The following is a 15207-nucleotide window of genomic DNA, read 5'->3' on the forward strand; positions in this document are numbered from 1 at the left end:
CCGGTGCGTGGTCAGACAAAAAGAGCGCAGGCCGCTGACAGGCGTTCAGGCCAGGCATTCAGGCGGCAGTTCGCTGGCCGGCATGGCGCCGGTCATCACGGCCACCGTGTCGCTCATGCTGATTTTTTTCGGCTGGACGACAGCGGCACGCCGGCCCAGCCGGGCGATGTGGATGCGGTCGGCCACCTCGAACACATAAGGCATATTGTGGCTGATCAGGATCACCGGCAGGCCCTGGTCGCGCACGCGGCAGATCAGTTCCAGCACCATGCGGCCTTCCTTGACGCCCAGCGCCGCCGTGGGCTCGTCCATGATCACCACATGGCGCGCAAACGCTGCGGCGCGCGCCACGGCCACGCATTGACGCTGGCCGCCCGAGAGGGTCTCGACGGCCTGCGTCATCGAGTGGATGCCGACCTTGAGCTCGGCCAGGCGCGCCGCGCTGGCGGCACGCATCTTCTTTTTGTCGAGCATGCGCAGCAGGCTGCCCCGGATGCCCGGGCGGAGCAGTTCGCGGCCCAGGAACAGGTTTTCGGCAATCGTCATCGCCGGGGCCACGGCCAGGTCCTGGTACACCGTCTCGATGCCGGCCTTGCGCGCATCGATGGGGCTTTTGAACTGTATGCGCTGGCCGTCGAGCAGGATCTCGCCCGCGTCGGGCATGATGGCGCCCGAGAGCACCTTGATCAGGCTCGACTTGCCCGCGCCGTTGTCGCCGATCACGGCCAGAATCTCGCCGGCACGCAGTTCGAAGTCGGCGCCATCGAGCGCAATGACCTGGCCATAGCGCTTGACCAGGCCCTTGGCTTGCAGCACCGGCGCAGCGCCGGCTGCCGCGTGCACCGTGTGGGCAGGGGCGAAGGCATCCATCAGCGCACCCCTTGGCGTGAGAGTTGGTCGGTGGCCACGGCCAAAATGACGAGGATGCCGGTGACCAGGATCTGGTAGACCGAAGACACGCCCATCAGCGTCAGCCCGTTGCGGAACACGCCCACGATCAGCGCCCCCACCAGCGTGCCCAGAATCATGCCGCGCCCGCCAAACAGACTGGTGCCGCCCAGCACCACGGCGCTGATCGCGTCGAGGTTCTCGGTCTGGCCCGCGTTCGGGTCGCCGGCACCGGTGCGGGCCACCGACAGCAGCGCGGCGATGCCGTAGAACAGGCCGGCCAGCATGTACACACCGAGCAGCACCCGGTCGGTGGCAATGCCGGTCAGGCGCGTGGCCTCGGGGTTGTTGCCCACGGCGTAGACATGGCGCCCCGGGGCGGTCTCGCGCAGCGCAAACCAGACGATGAGGTACAGCGCCAGCATCAGCACCGCGCCCCAGACGATGGCGGTCTGGCCCAGCACGAAGGTGCCGCCCAGCAGGGTCATGCCCTCGGGGATGTCGGTGATGGTCTGCGCGTCCGAGTACAACTGCGTGATCGCAAACGCGATGTTCATCGTGCCCAGCGTCACGATGAATGGCGGCAGCGCGATCTTGGTGACCAACAGGCCGTTGACCAGACCGAACAGCACCGTCACCGCGATGCCGCAGGCTATCGCCAGCGGGGCGGACAGGTCGTGGCTGGCCGCCATCTTGGTCATCACGATGCTGCCGAGCGCCATCACCATGCCGCAGGACAGGTCGATGCCGGCGGTCAGGATCACCAGCGTCTGGCCGATCGCGATCACCGCCACCACCATGACCTGTTGCAGGATCAGCGAGAAATTCTGCGCCGACAAAAAGCGCTCGCTCTGCGAGGCAAAAAAGGCGCAGGCCAGAATCAGCGCGATGAAGGGACCGAGCGTGGCCAGTGTGACCTGCGGCGGCCGTCGGAAAGTGATCGATGGCATGTGGGGGTGGCTCCGGGCGCGGGTGAAACGGGTGCATGGCGCGCCGGCAGACGCTGCGCAACGGGCGTGGCCAAGCCGTCGTTGGTCACCCCCTTGCCGGGCGGGCGTCGCTGGCGCAACGCTGACCGGCGCCTGGCGACGCCGGCAGTCGCTGATTCGCCTCTTTTACTTCTTGCCCCAGCACAGGCTGGCGCCGGTCTTCACGTCCTGGCTGTCCACGCCGGCTTGCGGCTTGGCTGCAATCAGCGTCACGCCGGTGTCGGTATAGCCGCTGGCCTTCTTGCCGGTCTTGGCGTACTCGACGCCCGCCGCCACACCCATGGCCGCCATGCGCAGCGGGTATTGCTGGCTGGTGGCGGCAATCACCCCCCGGTCGACATCGGCGATGCCGGCGCAACCGCCGTCCACCGCCACGATGAGTATGTTCTTTTCCTTGCCTGCGGCTTTCAATGCCTTATGGGCGCCGGCCGCTGCGGGTTCGTTGATGCTGTACAAAAGGTTGATGTCGGGGTTCTTTTGCAGGCAGTTTTCCATCGCGGTCTGGCCCTTGGTGCGGTCGCCAAAGCTGTCGGCCATGCAGACCACTTCGGGCGGGCGGGCCAGTTCATTGCTGTGGGCCTCGAGGGTCGGCAGACCGAAACCCTTGAGGAAGCCGTTGTGCCGCTGCGCACCCACCGGGTGGCCAGGGAGCAGATCGAGCATCGCGATCACCGGCTTCTTGCCCGCCATTGCCGCCTTGGCGTACTGGCCGATCAACTCGCCAGCCTTGTAGTTGTCAGTGGCAAACAAGGCATCGACGACATCCACCGGATCGGTGGGGCTGTCCAGCGCAATCACCATCACGCCGCTGGCCCGGGCCTTCTTGATCGCCGGCACGATGGCCTGGGCGTTGTTCGGGGCGATCAGGATGGTCTTGGCCCCGGCAGCCACCAGGTTCTCCAGCGCCGTCACCTGGCCGGCATTGTCGCCATCGGCCTTGCCGGCGGTGGCGACCAGTTTGGCGCCGAGTTTTTTCGCCTCGGCGACGGCGCCTTCTTTCATGGTCACGAAAAAGGGGTTGGTTTCGGTCTTGGTGATCAGGCCGATCACAGGCGCGTCGGCAGCCCGGGCCAGGGCGCAGACCATGGCGCCCGACAGGGCGAGGGCAGAAAGAACGACAGCGGGGCGGCGTTGCAGCATGTTGGTCTCCTTTTCATCTGGTTTTGCCGGAGGCATCCCTGCCAGGGCGGAGCCTGTCGCTGGCAGGCAAGCACCCTTGCCGGGTGGATGCGACCGCACTATAGGCGCCGGCGATTTAATAAATCAAGTCGGTTTAGTTATGGTTTTCCCTAGCCGGGGTCGCTTCAGAAAACGGGCAAAACCGTGCGCCAGGCTGGTGGCAGCGGTCGTAGCGGTCTGGGCTTGCCCGCACCTGTCTTGGCGCTGCCGCGCCACCGTTGAGGACTTTTGCGCCATTGTGTGTACACCAGAGCGCACAAAGGGCGCACCCTGGAAACCAGGGTTGGCGTGAAAGAATTCCGGGCACATTTGCCTGCGCACCTGGAGTTGGCATCGCCACTGGCGATCACTCGCCATGGGGAAACCATCGGCTTTTACATCCCGGCGCGCCCTGGCCGCAACCAGACGGAACTTGACGCACTGGCAGAGGCGGCGGCCAAACTGCACGCCATGATGTCCGCCTTGCGGATTTCGCAAGAGGATGTCGTGTCCGAGTTCAAGGCACGCAGAAAAGCTGCCAAATCATGGGCCGACAAGCGCTTGTCCTGGATGCGAATGGCGCGGCTTTGATCGGCGTCTGACGGCGGGGGCCGTCGTCGTTTACTTCTTGCCCCAGCACAGGCTGGCGCCGGTCTTCACGTCCTGGCTGTCCACGCCGGCTTGCGGCTCGGCTGCAATCAGCGTCACGCCGGTGTCGGTATAGCCGCTGGCCTTCTTGCCGGTCTTGGCGTACTCGACGCCTGCCGCCACGCCCATGGCCGCCATGCGCAGCGGGTACTGCTGGCTGGTGGCGGCAATCACCCCCCGGCCGACATCGGCGATGCCGGCGCAACCGCCGTCCACCGACACGATGAGCATGTTCTTTTCCTTGCCTGCGGCTTTCAATGCCTTATGGGCGCCGGCCGCTGCGGGTTCGTTGATGGTGTACAGGAGGTTGATGTCGGGGTTCTTTTGCAGGCAGTTTTCCATCGCGGTCTGGCCCTTGGTGCGGTCGCCAAAGCTGTCAGCCATGCAGACCACCTCGGGCGGACGGGCCAGTTCATTGCTGTCGGCCTCGAGGGTCGGCAGACCAAAACCCTTGAGGAAACCGTTGTGCCGCTGCGCGCCCACCGGGTGGCCCGGATACAGATCGAGCATGGCGATGACCGGCTTCTTGCCCGCCATCGCCGCCTTCGCGTACAAGCCGATCAGTTCACCGGCCTTGTAGTTGTCGGTGGCAAACAAGGCGTCGGCGGCATCCATCGGATCGGTGGGGCTGTCCAGCGCAATCACCATCACGCCGCTGGCCCGGGCCTTCTTGATCGCCGGCACGATGGCCTGGGCGTTGTTCGGGGCGATCAGGATGGTCTTGGCCCCGGCAGCCACCAGGTTCTCCAGCGCCGTCACCTGGCCGGCGTTGTCGCCATCGGCCTTGGCGGCGGTGGCGAGCAGTTTGGCCCCGAGTTTTTTCGCCTCGGCGACGGCGCCTTCTTTCATCTTCACGAAAAAGGGGTTGGTTTCGGTCTTGGTGATCAGGCCGATCACAGGCGCGTCGGCGGCCCGGGCCAGGGCGCAGACCAGGGCGCCCGACAGGGCGAGGGCAGAAAGAACGACAGTGGCGGGGCGTTGCAGCATGATGGTCTCCTTATATCTTTCAGATCATTCAAACTTCAGTGGTCAAGGCGTGGTTGCCAGCCTTGATTGCTGAACTGGTTGACTCACCACCGTGCAGCCTGTGTCTCCTGCGAGCCCGAGCTCGAATTTCAGCCCAGGGCGCACGGTGGTGGTCTGTTTGTTCTGCCGCATCCCGAATGGTTGACCGAACACATTTCGTATTCATAAGGCTGGGAGCCACAGGACTTGTATGAGTGAACCCGTTTATGTAGGTATCGACGTGGCCAAGCGCACCTTCGAGGTGGCCACCACTGGTCAAGCACAGACCTTCAGTCTTGGCAACGATGAGGCCGGGCATGCCCAGTTGTGCCAACTGCTGGCGCCGCTGTCGCCGCGCCTGGTGCTGCTGGAGGCCACTGGCGGCTACGAGCAGGACCTGGCGCTTGCCTTGTCCGCGGCAGGCTTGCGTGTGTCGGTGATCAATCCGCGCCAAGCACGCGACTTTGCCCGCTGCATGGGCAAACTGGCCAAGACCGATCGCATCGATGCGCAGGCGCTGCGCGGCTTTGCAGCCTTGCTGGACGCCCAGGGTCACGAGCCGCGCATGCTGGCCGACGAGCAGCAGCGCGAGTTGACCGCCCTGGTGGTGCGCCGCCGCCAACTCGTGGCCATGCTGGTGGCCGAACGCCAGCGACTGGCCCTGGCACATCCCAAGGCCAAGCCCAGCATCCTGCGGATCATGGCTACCATTGCCGAGCAACTCAACGACCTGGACGGGCAGCTCAAGGAGCATGTCCTGGCACACCACGCCGATCTGGCGGCCTTGCTGACCTCGGTCAAGGGCGTGGGTCCCACCACGGCCAGCACGCTGCTGGCGCAACTGCCCGAGTTGGGCCAGCTCAATCGCAAGCAGATCACCTCGCTGGTGGGCTTGGCCCCCATCAATCGGGACTCGGGCACGCTGCGTGGGCAGCGCCACATCTTCGGTGGTCGCGCCGACGTGCGCCGCGTGCTGTTCGTGGCCGCCTTGGTAGGCACGCGCTTCAATCCCGTGCTCAAAGCCTTCTATGCAAGGCTGCTGGCCGCCGGCAAGCCCAAAAAGGTCGCTCTGGTCGCCTGCATGCACAAGTTGTTGGTCATCTTGAACGCCATCGCTCGCACCAAGTCGCCTTGGCGCAACGAGCTTGCTGAAGCGGTTTGACTTTGTCATTCAAGATGGTTGCTGATTTTGCTTCGGGGGCATTCCTGCCAGAGCGGGCCTGGCCGCTGGCGGGCACACCCTTGTCGGGGGGATGGGATGGCACTATAGTCGCCGGCAACTTGATAAATCAATTCGATTCAACGATGGTTTTCCCTAGCCGCACTGCCCAGCCCGATGTCCAGGTCGCCACGGCGGGCGAGGCCTTGTTCGACCTGATCGAAGAGCCTGACGGGCGCCTGCGGCCCTGCGCCGGCGGTGCAGTCTACAACCTGACGCGCGCGCTGGGCCTGCAGGGCGTGGGCACGCTGTACCTGAACCCGCTGTCTGCCGACCGGCTTGGCCGCCAGTTGGCCCAGGGCCTGCGCGCTGCCGCCGTGGCGCTGGCCGTCCCCGAGCCGGTGGCGCTGCCCACCTCGCTGGCGCTGGCCGCATTGGATGGCGCTGGCAAGGCCAGCTATGGCTTCTACCGCGACGGCGTGGCCGATCGCGCCATCACGGCCCAGGCATTGAACGCCGCCTGCGCAGCGCAACCGCGCTTGCAGATCGTGGCCACGGGCTGTCTGGCCCTGGTGGCGCCAGACGCGGCCAAGTACCAGCCCTGGCTGGCGGCCCAGCGCGCTGCCGGTCGCATGGTGGTGGTAGATGCCAATCTGCGCTTGTCCGCTGCGGGCGACGCCGACAGCTACCGCGCCAACGTGCACCAGGCATTGCAGCACGCGCACCTGATCAAGGTCAGCGACGACGACCTGGAGGCGCTGGAGGTGCCCGGCGTCAGTGTGATCGGGCGCGCGCAGCAACTGCTGCAATCCACCCCTGCACAATGGCTGGCGCTGACGCTGGGTGCCCGGGGCGCGATGCTGCTGCAACGCGGCGGCGGCGCCTGCCAGGCGCGCGAGCGCAGGCCGGTGGATGTGGTGGACACCGTCGGTGCCGGGGATTGCTTTTTGGCCGGGCTGATCGCTGCCTTGCTGGAGCGCGCCGTGCCCAGCCCGCTGGCGCCGATGGACGAGCCAGACCTGCGCGCCGTGCTGCAACATGCGCTGGTCAGCGCCAGCCTGTGCGTGCAGCGGGCCGGCTGCGCGCCCCCGACGCGCGCCGAGGTCAAGCAGCGCATGGCCGACAACGACTTCGAAGGCTGAACGAGTAAGGATGAACGCGGAAGGCGGAAAACTGCCCCGTGGTGGCAGGAATTTCAGCCGTCCGCCTGCTCAGCCTCCCAGCGTATTGAACTCCACCACCCCCGCCTTCATCACCAGCGGTATCTTCTCCCCCTGCCCAAGCAGGCAGCCGATGTCGCGCAAGGGGTTGCCATCCACGACCAGCAGATCCGCCCAGGCGTTCGCTGCCAGGAGGCCGAGGCGGTCGCGCATATCGAGCACTTCGGCGCCGATGGAGGTGGCGCTCGTGAGCACTTCTGCTGCCGACTGCACTTGGCGACGCAAGCGGAATTCCTCGCTTTGCAGGCGCTGCGAGGGGCCTAGCAGGTCGGAACCAAAACCCATTTTGACGCCCGCTGCCTTGAAAATCTCCAGCGACCCCAAGCCGGCATCGCGCACCCGCAGCAGCTTTTCCAGGCTTTCCGGGCCTAGCCCGTATTGCTCCCCTTCGGTGGCCAGGGCATCGTAAGTCACCAGTGTGGGCACGGCGTAAGCGCCCTGTTTCGCCATGGCGGCGGCGGCGGCGCTATCGACCAGGTTGCCGTGCTCGATGGTTCTGACGCCGAAGTTCACGGCTCTGGTAATGGCTTGGGCGGTGTAGGCATGCGCCAGCACATAGCTGCCTTGGCGCTGCGCTTCATCGACGATGGCGCGGATTTCTTCTTCGCTGTAGCCGATCGCGCCAATGGGGTCGGTCGGCGAGGCGACGCCCCCGGAGGCCATGATCTTGATTTGATCGGCGCCCATTTGAAATTCTTCGCGCACCGCCCGGCGCACGGCATCCACGCCATCGGCAACCCGCGCCAGGGCGCCGGCGCGCACGCAGCAGGCGCACTCTGATGCCGCCAGAAAATCAGAGCGGCCACGCATGTCGCCATGCCCTCCGGTCTGGCTCAACGCGCGGCCACTGACGAACAGCCGCGGCCCTTGAATCAGCCCCATTTGCACCGCTTGCTTCATCGGGTCACCGGCACCGCCAGCGTCCCGCACGGTGGTAAAGCCGCGCCGCAGCATGGCGCTCATCAAGCCCGCGCTGCGCAAGGTCACCAGCGCGTTGGGCATGCTCGATTGCTTGCCGAGATTGACTTCGACCGCATTGGTGTGCACATGCAAATCGATCAGGCCCGGCATCACGGTGCGCCCCTGCACATCGATCAGCCGGGCGCCATCCATGGCGACGGGGCGCTCGGCAATCTCCTTGATGTATTCGCCTTCGATCACGATGTCGCAAGGCCCGTGCACATCCTGATAGGGTGGATTGAGGATGTGCGCATTCTTGATGATGGTGATATTGCTCATGGGGGGAATCTCCTGACTTGATGCAAGGATGGAGTTGGAAGGATAAAGGCTGAAGTTCATGCCTGCGCGGGACGGCCTTTCTCCTTCAGCCTTCCTCCGTCATCCTTGGGAATAGCAGCGCGGGCAACAGCATTTGCGCGACGCTGCGGGACAGTGGGATATGGCTGGGCTGATACCAGTTCTCCTGGTGCAAAAGGTTGACCGTTGCCCAGGTCTGCCCACGCCAGCGTACCGGGATATTCAATACGCTGGCGCAGCCGAGCGAGAAGATCAATTCATGGTCGTAAAAGGAATCGATGATGTCCTGGCGCTGATAGCCAATATAGGGCTGCCCCTGGTGGATGACTTGCTGCATCCAGGGCGAGCCGGTAACGGGCTTGCGCCCGCCCACGGGGTAGGCCGCGGGCTGGCTGGTGTAGATGCGCTGCGATTCCCTGGCCTGCGGGTGGTAGGCCAGGATGGTGAACAGCCGGTGCCCGATCGCTGCGGCGAGCGCCTGGTCGATGGCTTGAAAGCAGGCTTGCGGCTGTTGCTGCTGCGCTTGCGCGTCAGCCAGCAGCAACAGGGGGTCGAGGAAATGGCTCATGAAAGTTTCGAGGCTGCGATTTGTTCCAGCGATTTTCCCTTGGTGGGAATGCCCATGATCAACACCGCTCCGGCACCGAGGAACAAAATGACGGTGGTGGCGCCAAACACGCCGATGAATCCATAAGTTTCGTAGGTGAAGCCGACCATGATCGGCGCCGTGATGCCGCCGATGCGCCCGATGGCCGAGGCCAGCCCGGTGCCGATGGTGCGCACATGGGTGGGAAAGACTTCGGGCGTATAGGCATAGATGCCGGCATAGGCGCCATTCATGAAGAAAGACAGCAAGATGCCCATGGTCATGACCTGCGCGTCGGACCGGGCGTAGGCCATGCCAATGGCGGCCAGGCTGCCGAGGACCATGTAACTGACGACGGTGGCTTGCCTGCCGATTTTTTCATTGAACCAGGCGGCGGAGAAATAACCCGGGGTCTGGGCGATATACATCACCAGCGCGTAGGTGAAACTCTTGGTCAGGGTCATGCCATTTTGAATCAGCAGCGTGGGTATCCAGGAAAAGAAGGAGTAGTAGCAAAAGGTGATCGAGAGCCACATGCACCAGGTCATGATGGTGATGGGCCGCAGCTTTTTCGACAGCAGGAAGGCGTATTTGGCAAAGAGGCTTTCCTGCTTGACCACGGGCGGCGGGGTGTCGAGTTCTTCGGCATCGACTTGCGGCAGCACGGGAAACTCGCGCATGACCTGCTGCTCCATTTTGGCGACGACCTCCAGCGCTTCGTCGGTGCGCCCCTGGCTTTCCAGCCAGCGGGGTGATTCGAGCAAGCGGCGGCGCCACCACAGCAGCATCAGCACCGGGGTGGAGGTAATGAGGATGACGACGCGCCAGCCTTGCTCGAAATCCGGCGTGATGATGTAGCGCCCCAACAGGGCGGCGGCAATGAAGCCGAAGGAGAAAAACCCCGCCAAGGCGCCGGTGAAAATGCCGCGATAACGCCTGGGTACGAATTCGGACAGGTAGGGGGCAATGATCGCGCTCTCGGCGCCGGTGCCTATGCCGGCGATGATGCGCAGGGCGATGAAGATGCCCCACTCGTTGCTCATTGCGCTAAAGAATGAGGCAACGCAGTACACCACCAGCGCCCACATCATGATGCGGCGCCGCCCGATCAGGTCGCCCAGGGCACCGGCGGACAGCGCGCCAAAGAAAAACCCGATGAAGTTGGCGCTGGCCACGATGCCTAGCTGGGGGCCATCCAACTGCCAACTGCTTTTCAGAACCGGCAGCACAAAGGCGATCACGGCAGCATCCATGGCGTCGAAGGCGTAACCAAGGCCGCCCAGAAGCAGCAGGTGGCGGTGGTATTTGCCGAACGGCAGGCGCTCGATGCGGGCGGATACGGCACTCATGGGTAAACCTCGCGCGTGGAGTTTTTCTGAATCGGCCCGGTGGCGGCCGGGTGCTGGATGGTCATCGTGGCAATGTTCATGGGTCACACCCGCTAACGGCGAACGGCGAACGGCTAACGCGGCGCCAGGATGGCCATGGTCAGGCGCGAGACGCAGATCAGTTCGTCGGCTTCGTTGACCAGGTCGATATGCCAGACCTGGGTGCTGCGCCCGAGGTGCACCGGCCGCGCCTGGCCCGTGACCCAGCCGCTGCGGGCAGAGCGCAGGTGGTTGGCGTTGATGTCCAGGCCCACGGCGCTGTGGCCCTCGGGGCTGGCGTAGTAGGCGCCGACGGAGCCCAGCGATTCGGCCAGCACCACGCTCACGCCGCCGTGCAGCAGCCCGAATGGCTGCTTGGTGCGGTGGTCGACCGGCACGCGGCCGCGCACGAAGTCATCGCCCATTTCGATGATCTCTATGCCCAGGTGCCGGGCGGCAGTGCCATGGTTGGAGGCATTGAGCAGGCTCAGGTCGAAGGGTTTTTTCCAGATCGGCATGGGGTTCTCTGTCAGGGATCGGTACGACACAACAGGTCACATTAAATCAAGGGTTTCCCCGGGATTACGGCTTGCGCGGCCGATATACTGAAAATGCTCGCGCGTACCGGAGGAGAGAGAGTTTGCCACTAGTGCCTTGCCCAGGAGGGAGTATGCAGCGTCGTCCGTTTGTCACCCTCGCATCCAGCGCCGCCGCCGTTCTGGCCGCTCCCGGGTTCATGCGCAATGCATGGGCGCAGGAAAGCGGCATCTCCGGCAAGACCCTCGGCATCGGCTGCTCCACCGCCCTGAGCGGCCACTTTGCCGGCTTTGGCCATGACATCAGGCTGGGCATGGAGGCGGCTGTGGCGCATGTCAACGGCCGCGGCGGCATCTTTGGCCGCACGCTGCAACTGAGCCTGGTGGACGACGCCTATGTGCCGCAGCGCACGGCAGACAATGTCAAGCAGATGATCAGCCAGGGCAATGTCTTCGTGCTGCTTTCGTGCTTTGGCACACCGAACAACCAGGCCATCTTGCCGCTGCTCGAAGAGGCCGGCATCCCTTACGTGGGGCCGATCACCGGCGCCTCGTCGCTGCGCAAAAGCTCGCGCAATGTGTTCCATGTGCGCGCCAGTTACACCGACGAAATACGCCGCCTGGTGCAGCGCCTGGCGGGCATGGGGCTGACCGGCGTGGGCGTGGTGTTTCTGGACAACGGCTTTGGCCGTGAATTGCTGGAAGACGCCACGCGCGCGATGGCCGAGCAACAAATCAAGCCGCTGCTCCAGGTGGCACTGGCCATCGACGGCAAGAACCTCGGCGAAGTGCTGGCCAAGGTGTCTGAAGTCCGCCCGCCTGCCGTGCTGCTGGCCACCTCGGGCCTGGAATCGGTAGAACTGATACGCGGCCTGAAGAAAAACCATCCGGGCATCCTGATGACAGGCACGAGCGTGACGCTCAGCGGCGATGATCTCAAGGAGCTCGGCAGTGCCAGCAGCGGCTTGGCGGTGACCATGGTCGTGCCCGACTCGAACCTCGCCAAGATTGCCTTGGTGCGCGATTACCAGAGCGCCATGCGCGCCAGGAACGAGCAGATGTTCACGCAGCGCAGCCTGGAGGCCTACATCAACCTGCGCGTGCTGGCCGAGGGCCTGGAGCGCGCCGGTGCCGACCTGACCCGCGCCAAGCTGCGCAGTGCGCTGGCCAGCATCCGCAACTGGGACATGGGCGGCTTCGTCATCGACTACGCCAGCCAGCCGCCCTACGTAGGCTCGCGCTTCGTAGACCTGGGGGTGTTCGGCGGTACCGGGCGCTTCCTGGCTTGAGACGCACTTTCGGCACCGCGCGTGCCTTTTTCAGGAGGCAGTATGCAGCGCCGTCCGTTGGTCACCTTCGCGTTCAGTTCCGCCGCCTTGGCCGCCCCCGGGCTGATGCGCAATGCGTCGGCGCAGGAAAGCGGCGTGACCAGCAAGACGCTCGGCATTGGCTGCTCCGCTCCCGTCAGCGGCCCCTTGGCGGGCCTTACCCACGACTCCAGGCTGGGCATGGAGGCGGCCGTGGCACATATCAACCGGCGCGGCGGCATCTTTGGCCGAATGCTGCAACTGAACATCACGGACGACGCTTATGTGCCGCAGCGCACGGTCGACAACGTCAAGCAGATGATCGCCCAGGGCAATGCCTTCGTGCTGCTCTCGTGCGCTGGCACGCCGAACAACCAGGCCCTCTTGCCGCTGGTCGAAGAGGCCGGCATCCCTTATGTGGCGCCGCTCACCGGCGCCTCGTCGCTGCGCAAAAGCTTGCGCAACGTGTTCCATGTGCGCGCCAGTTACACCGACGAAATACGCCGTCTGGTGCAGCGCCTGGCGGGCATGGGGCTGACCGGCGTGGGCGTGGTGTTTCTGGACAACGGCTTTGGCCGTGAATTGCTGGAAGACGCCACGCATGCGATGGCCGAACAACGCATCAAGCCGCAGGTCCAGGCGGCGTTGACCGTCGACGGCAAGAACCTCGGCGAAGTGCTGGACAAGGTGGCCCAAGCCCGTCCGGCAGCCGTGCTGCTGGCCACCGTAGGCTCGGCATCGGTCGCGTTGGTACGCGGCCTGAAGAAAAACCATCCGGGCCTGCTGATGGCGGGCACGAGCGTGGCGCTCAGCGGCGACGAGATCAAGCAGCTCGGCAAAGCCGGCAGCGGCATTGCGGTGACCATGGTCGTGCCCGACGCGCACCTGGCCAAAATCCCGCTGGTGCGCGATTACCAAAGCGCCATGCGCGCCAGCAACCACCGGGTGTTCACGCAGCGCAGCCTGGAGACCTACATCAACCTGCGCGTGCTGGCCGAGGGCCTGGAGCGCGCCGGTGCCGCACTGACCCGCGCCAAGCTGCGCGATGCGCTGGCCAGCATCCGCAACTGGGACATGGGCGGCTTCGTCATCGACTACGCCAGCCAGCCGCCCTATGTCGGCTCGCGCTTCGTAGACCTGGGGGTGTTCAGCGGTACCGGGCGTTTCCTGACTTGAGACGCAGCCCGATCGGTTTTCCAGGGCGCACGAAACGCGCCCGGCCCACGCCCGGCCGTTGTGGCGTCGTCCGCTGGGGTGGACGGGGATGGCAGCCGCAGGCGACCCGAGGCGGTTGCCATCAACCCAGCCCGGCCACCGCCATGTACTGCTCGCGCCATGCCTCGAACGGCAACGTGTCGGCGGCCTCGATGGCTTTTTGCGCGGCCACCGACTCGTCGGCCAGCGCCAGATAGCGCGCCTGCTGCCCGGCGCTCCACGGCAGGGCCAGCAGCAGGTCGCGCGCGGCGATCGACTGCCGGCGGGCAAAGTCCTCGAAGTTGCACCCGTGCCGCCGTTCGATGGCATCGAGCACGCGGGCCGACGGGGTGCTGGCAGGCGCCGTCATCAGCGCGCGGGCGGCGTGCAGCGCCGCGCCGTAGTCGTCGCTGCCGTGGCTGGCATCGAGCGCTGCGGCCAGCGGCGCGCAGGCGGCCAGCAGTTCGGCGCCCCAGTCGGTCAGCGGCAGGCTGTGGCCGTTGCGTTGCAGGCGCAGGCCGGGCTCGCGGCCGCGCTCGGCGGCCAGCTGCTGGTTGTGCTGGAGTTCGGCGATTTCCTCGGGCGTGTCGGGCGGGCTGTCGGACAGCAGGCAGTGCAGCAGGAACACGTCGAGCAGGCGCATGGTGGCGGCCGTGATGCCGACGGGCACGAACGGGTCCAGGTCCATCAGCCGCACTTCGACATACTCCACCCCGCGCTCACGCAGCGCATGCAGCGGGCGCTCGCCGGTGCGCACGCTGCGTTTGGGGCGGATGCTGCCGTAGAACTCGTTTTCGATCTGCAGCAGGCTGGTGCCCAACTGGTTGTAGTCGCCGCCCGGGTTGCGCAGGCCCACGCTCTCATAGGCCGGATAGGGTTGGGTCAGCGCTTCGTGCAGCGAGTCGGCATAGCCCTGCAGGCCGTTGTAGCTCACCGCCAGCCGGGCCTGCGCCTCGCTCTGGTAGCCCAGCCGGCCCATGCGCAGCGAGGTGGCGTGCGGCAGGTACAGCGCATTGCCGCCGGCCATCTGCTGCAGGCGATGCTCGCGCCCCTGCACGAAACAGGGGCACAGCGCCGGCGATGCGCCAAACAGGTACAGCAGCACGAAGGCGTGGCGGCGGAAGTTGCGGATCAGCGCGAAGTACTGCCCGCTGTCCACCCCGGGCAGCGACCAGTTGTAGTGGATGCCCGAGATGGTCTGCATGCGCCGGCCGTAGCGATGGCCCAGTCCCATGCGGTACACGCTCTTGGCGCGGCCAATGTTGGAACTGCCATAGCGCGCCAGCGGAATGGTTTCATCGGTGGGCAGGCCGCAGGGCATGCTGGAGGCCCACAGCAACTCGCCGCTGTCTTTGAGCGTGTGGTGCACGAACTGGTGCACCTCGGTCAACTCGTCCAGGCATTGCTGCACGCCCCGGTGCGCGCCGGTGATCAGTTCCAACTGCGACTCGCTGTAGTCGGTGGTGATCAGCGGGTGGGTCAGTGCCGACCCCAGGGCCAGCGGGTGCGGCGTCAGGGCCAGCCCCCCGGAGGGCAGCGCCCGCAGGCCCTCTTTTTCTATGCCGCAGCGCATTCCCCTCAGGGCATCCGCCGGGTAAGCGGCCAGTCTGTCTTGCAAGGTGCTCATGTTTTTACAGTCCCATCGCCATCGCTTTTAGTCGGCCCGGAACATAGCACGGAGCAGGCTGGCGCGCCGCCTGGCCGCAGGTGACCCGGGGTGGTGCCGGTCAATCATGCACCGGCCACGGGTGTCGGGTTTGCCGATGGGCGCCCATCGCCCATCGACCACCTGCTGGCGTCCATTGGCAGCTACTGGTGCCCATTGGCATCTTCGGCACTTTTGGCACCTTCGGCCCCTTTGGCGCCTGTTGCCCCCCGTTGCCCGCCTGGGGT

14 protein-coding genes are annotated in these 15207 nt (G+C 65.4%); 5 read left to right on the forward strand and 9 right to left on the reverse strand.

Annotated features, from left to right (window positions below; genetic code table 11):
• Window positions 1–45: 45 nt before the first annotated feature.
• The 3 genes from VEIS_RS02620 to VEIS_RS02630 all read right to left on the reverse strand — a co-directional run bounded on the left by VEIS_RS02620 (window position 46) and on the right by VEIS_RS02630 (window position 3017).
• The gene (locus tag VEIS_RS02620) at window positions 46–870 is read right to left on the reverse strand and encodes an ATP-binding cassette domain-containing protein (RefSeq protein WP_011808337.1); all 825 of its coding nucleotides are present in this window, start codon (window positions 868–870) and stop codon (window positions 46–48) included.
• Window positions 870–1838 carry an ABC transporter permease gene (locus tag VEIS_RS02625; protein ID WP_011808338.1) on the reverse strand — a complete coding sequence of 323 codons (969 nt, stop codon included), beginning with the start codon at window positions 1836–1838 and terminating at the stop codon, window positions 870–872. The genes VEIS_RS02620 and VEIS_RS02625 overlap by 1 nt, the downstream gene beginning before the upstream one ends.
• 165 nt (window positions 1839–2003) lie before the next feature.
• Window positions 2004–3017 carry a sugar ABC transporter substrate-binding protein gene (locus VEIS_RS02630; RefSeq protein WP_011808339.1) on the reverse strand — a complete coding sequence of 338 codons (1014 nt, stop codon included), beginning with the start codon at window positions 3015–3017 and terminating at the stop codon, window positions 2004–2006.
• A gap of 327 nt (window positions 3018–3344) precedes the next feature.
• On the opposite strand from VEIS_RS02630, the gene VEIS_RS02635 reads away from it, so the two are divergent.
• Window positions 3345–3626: a type II toxin-antitoxin system Phd/YefM family antitoxin gene (locus tag VEIS_RS02635; RefSeq protein ID WP_232287823.1), complete on the forward strand. Its 282-nt coding sequence runs from the start codon at window positions 3345–3347 to the stop codon at window positions 3624–3626.
• A 30-nt stretch (window positions 3627–3656) separates the two neighbouring features.
• On the opposite strand, the gene VEIS_RS02640 is transcribed toward VEIS_RS02635, so the two are convergent.
• Complete coding sequence (locus VEIS_RS02640; RefSeq protein ID WP_011808341.1) at window positions 3657–4670, reverse strand: sugar ABC transporter substrate-binding protein; 1014 nt, start codon at window positions 4668–4670, stop codon at window positions 3657–3659.
• A 229-nt stretch (window positions 4671–4899) separates the two neighbouring features.
• Here VEIS_RS02640 and VEIS_RS02645 point away from each other — a divergent pair, with 229 nt between their 5' ends.
• Window positions 4900–5850: an IS110 family RNA-guided transposase gene (locus VEIS_RS02645; protein WP_011808093.1), complete on the forward strand. Its 951-nt coding sequence runs from the start codon at window positions 4900–4902 to the stop codon at window positions 5848–5850.
• A gap of 143 nt (window positions 5851–5993) precedes the next feature.
• Window positions 5994–6989 (forward strand): PfkB family carbohydrate kinase, encoded by a 996-nt coding sequence (locus tag VEIS_RS02650; RefSeq protein ID WP_011808342.1) that lies wholly within the window; start codon window positions 5994–5996, stop codon window positions 6987–6989.
• A gap of 69 nt (window positions 6990–7058) precedes the next feature.
• Here the strand turns inward: VEIS_RS02650 and VEIS_RS02655 are convergent, their stop codons facing one another.
• The 4 genes from VEIS_RS02655 to VEIS_RS02670 form a co-directional block, all read right to left on the reverse strand.
• A complete protein-coding gene (locus tag VEIS_RS02655; protein WP_011808343.1) occupies window positions 7059–8306 on the reverse strand; it encodes a metal-dependent hydrolase family protein in 1248 nt (415 codons plus the stop codon).
• Between the two features lie 85 nt (window positions 8307–8391).
• Window positions 8392–8892, reverse strand: coding sequence for a GAF domain-containing protein (locus tag VEIS_RS02660; protein ID WP_011808344.1), 501 nt, complete (start codon window positions 8890–8892; stop codon window positions 8392–8394).
• On the reverse strand, window positions 8889–10259 hold the full coding sequence (locus tag VEIS_RS02665; protein WP_011808345.1) for an MFS transporter: 1371 nt from the start codon (window positions 10257–10259) through the stop codon (window positions 8889–8891). Before VEIS_RS02665 ends, VEIS_RS02660 begins: the two co-directional genes overlap by 4 nt.
• Before the next feature lie 113 nt (window positions 10260–10372).
• Window positions 10373–10795 (reverse strand): hotdog fold thioesterase, encoded by a 423-nt coding sequence (locus tag VEIS_RS02670; RefSeq protein WP_041949763.1) that lies wholly within the window; start codon window positions 10793–10795, stop codon window positions 10373–10375.
• Between the two features lie 152 nt (window positions 10796–10947).
• Between VEIS_RS02670 and VEIS_RS02675 the strand changes: the two genes are divergently transcribed.
• Together VEIS_RS02675 and VEIS_RS02680 are read left to right on the forward strand one after the other, a co-directional pair.
• A complete protein-coding gene (locus VEIS_RS02675) occupies window positions 10948–12102 on the forward strand; it encodes an ABC transporter substrate-binding protein (protein ID WP_011808347.1) in 1155 nt (384 codons plus the stop codon).
• A 42-nt stretch (window positions 12103–12144) separates the two neighbouring features.
• On the forward strand, window positions 12145–13296 hold the full coding sequence (locus VEIS_RS02680) for an ABC transporter substrate-binding protein (RefSeq protein WP_011808348.1): 1152 nt from the start codon (window positions 12145–12147) through the stop codon (window positions 13294–13296).
• A gap of 121 nt (window positions 13297–13417) precedes the next feature.
• On the opposite strand, the gene gshA is transcribed toward VEIS_RS02680, so the two are convergent.
• Window positions 13418–14941, reverse strand: coding sequence for a glutamate--cysteine ligase (gene gshA / locus VEIS_RS02685; RefSeq protein WP_011808349.1), 1524 nt, complete (start codon window positions 14939–14941; stop codon window positions 13418–13420).
• Window positions 14942–15207: the final 266 nt, after the last annotated feature.

The organism is Verminephrobacter eiseniae EF01-2, from assembly GCF_000015565.1.
In the GTDB taxonomy this organism is placed as follows: domain Bacteria; phylum Pseudomonadota; class Gammaproteobacteria; order Burkholderiales; family Burkholderiaceae_C; genus Acidovorax; species Acidovorax eiseniae.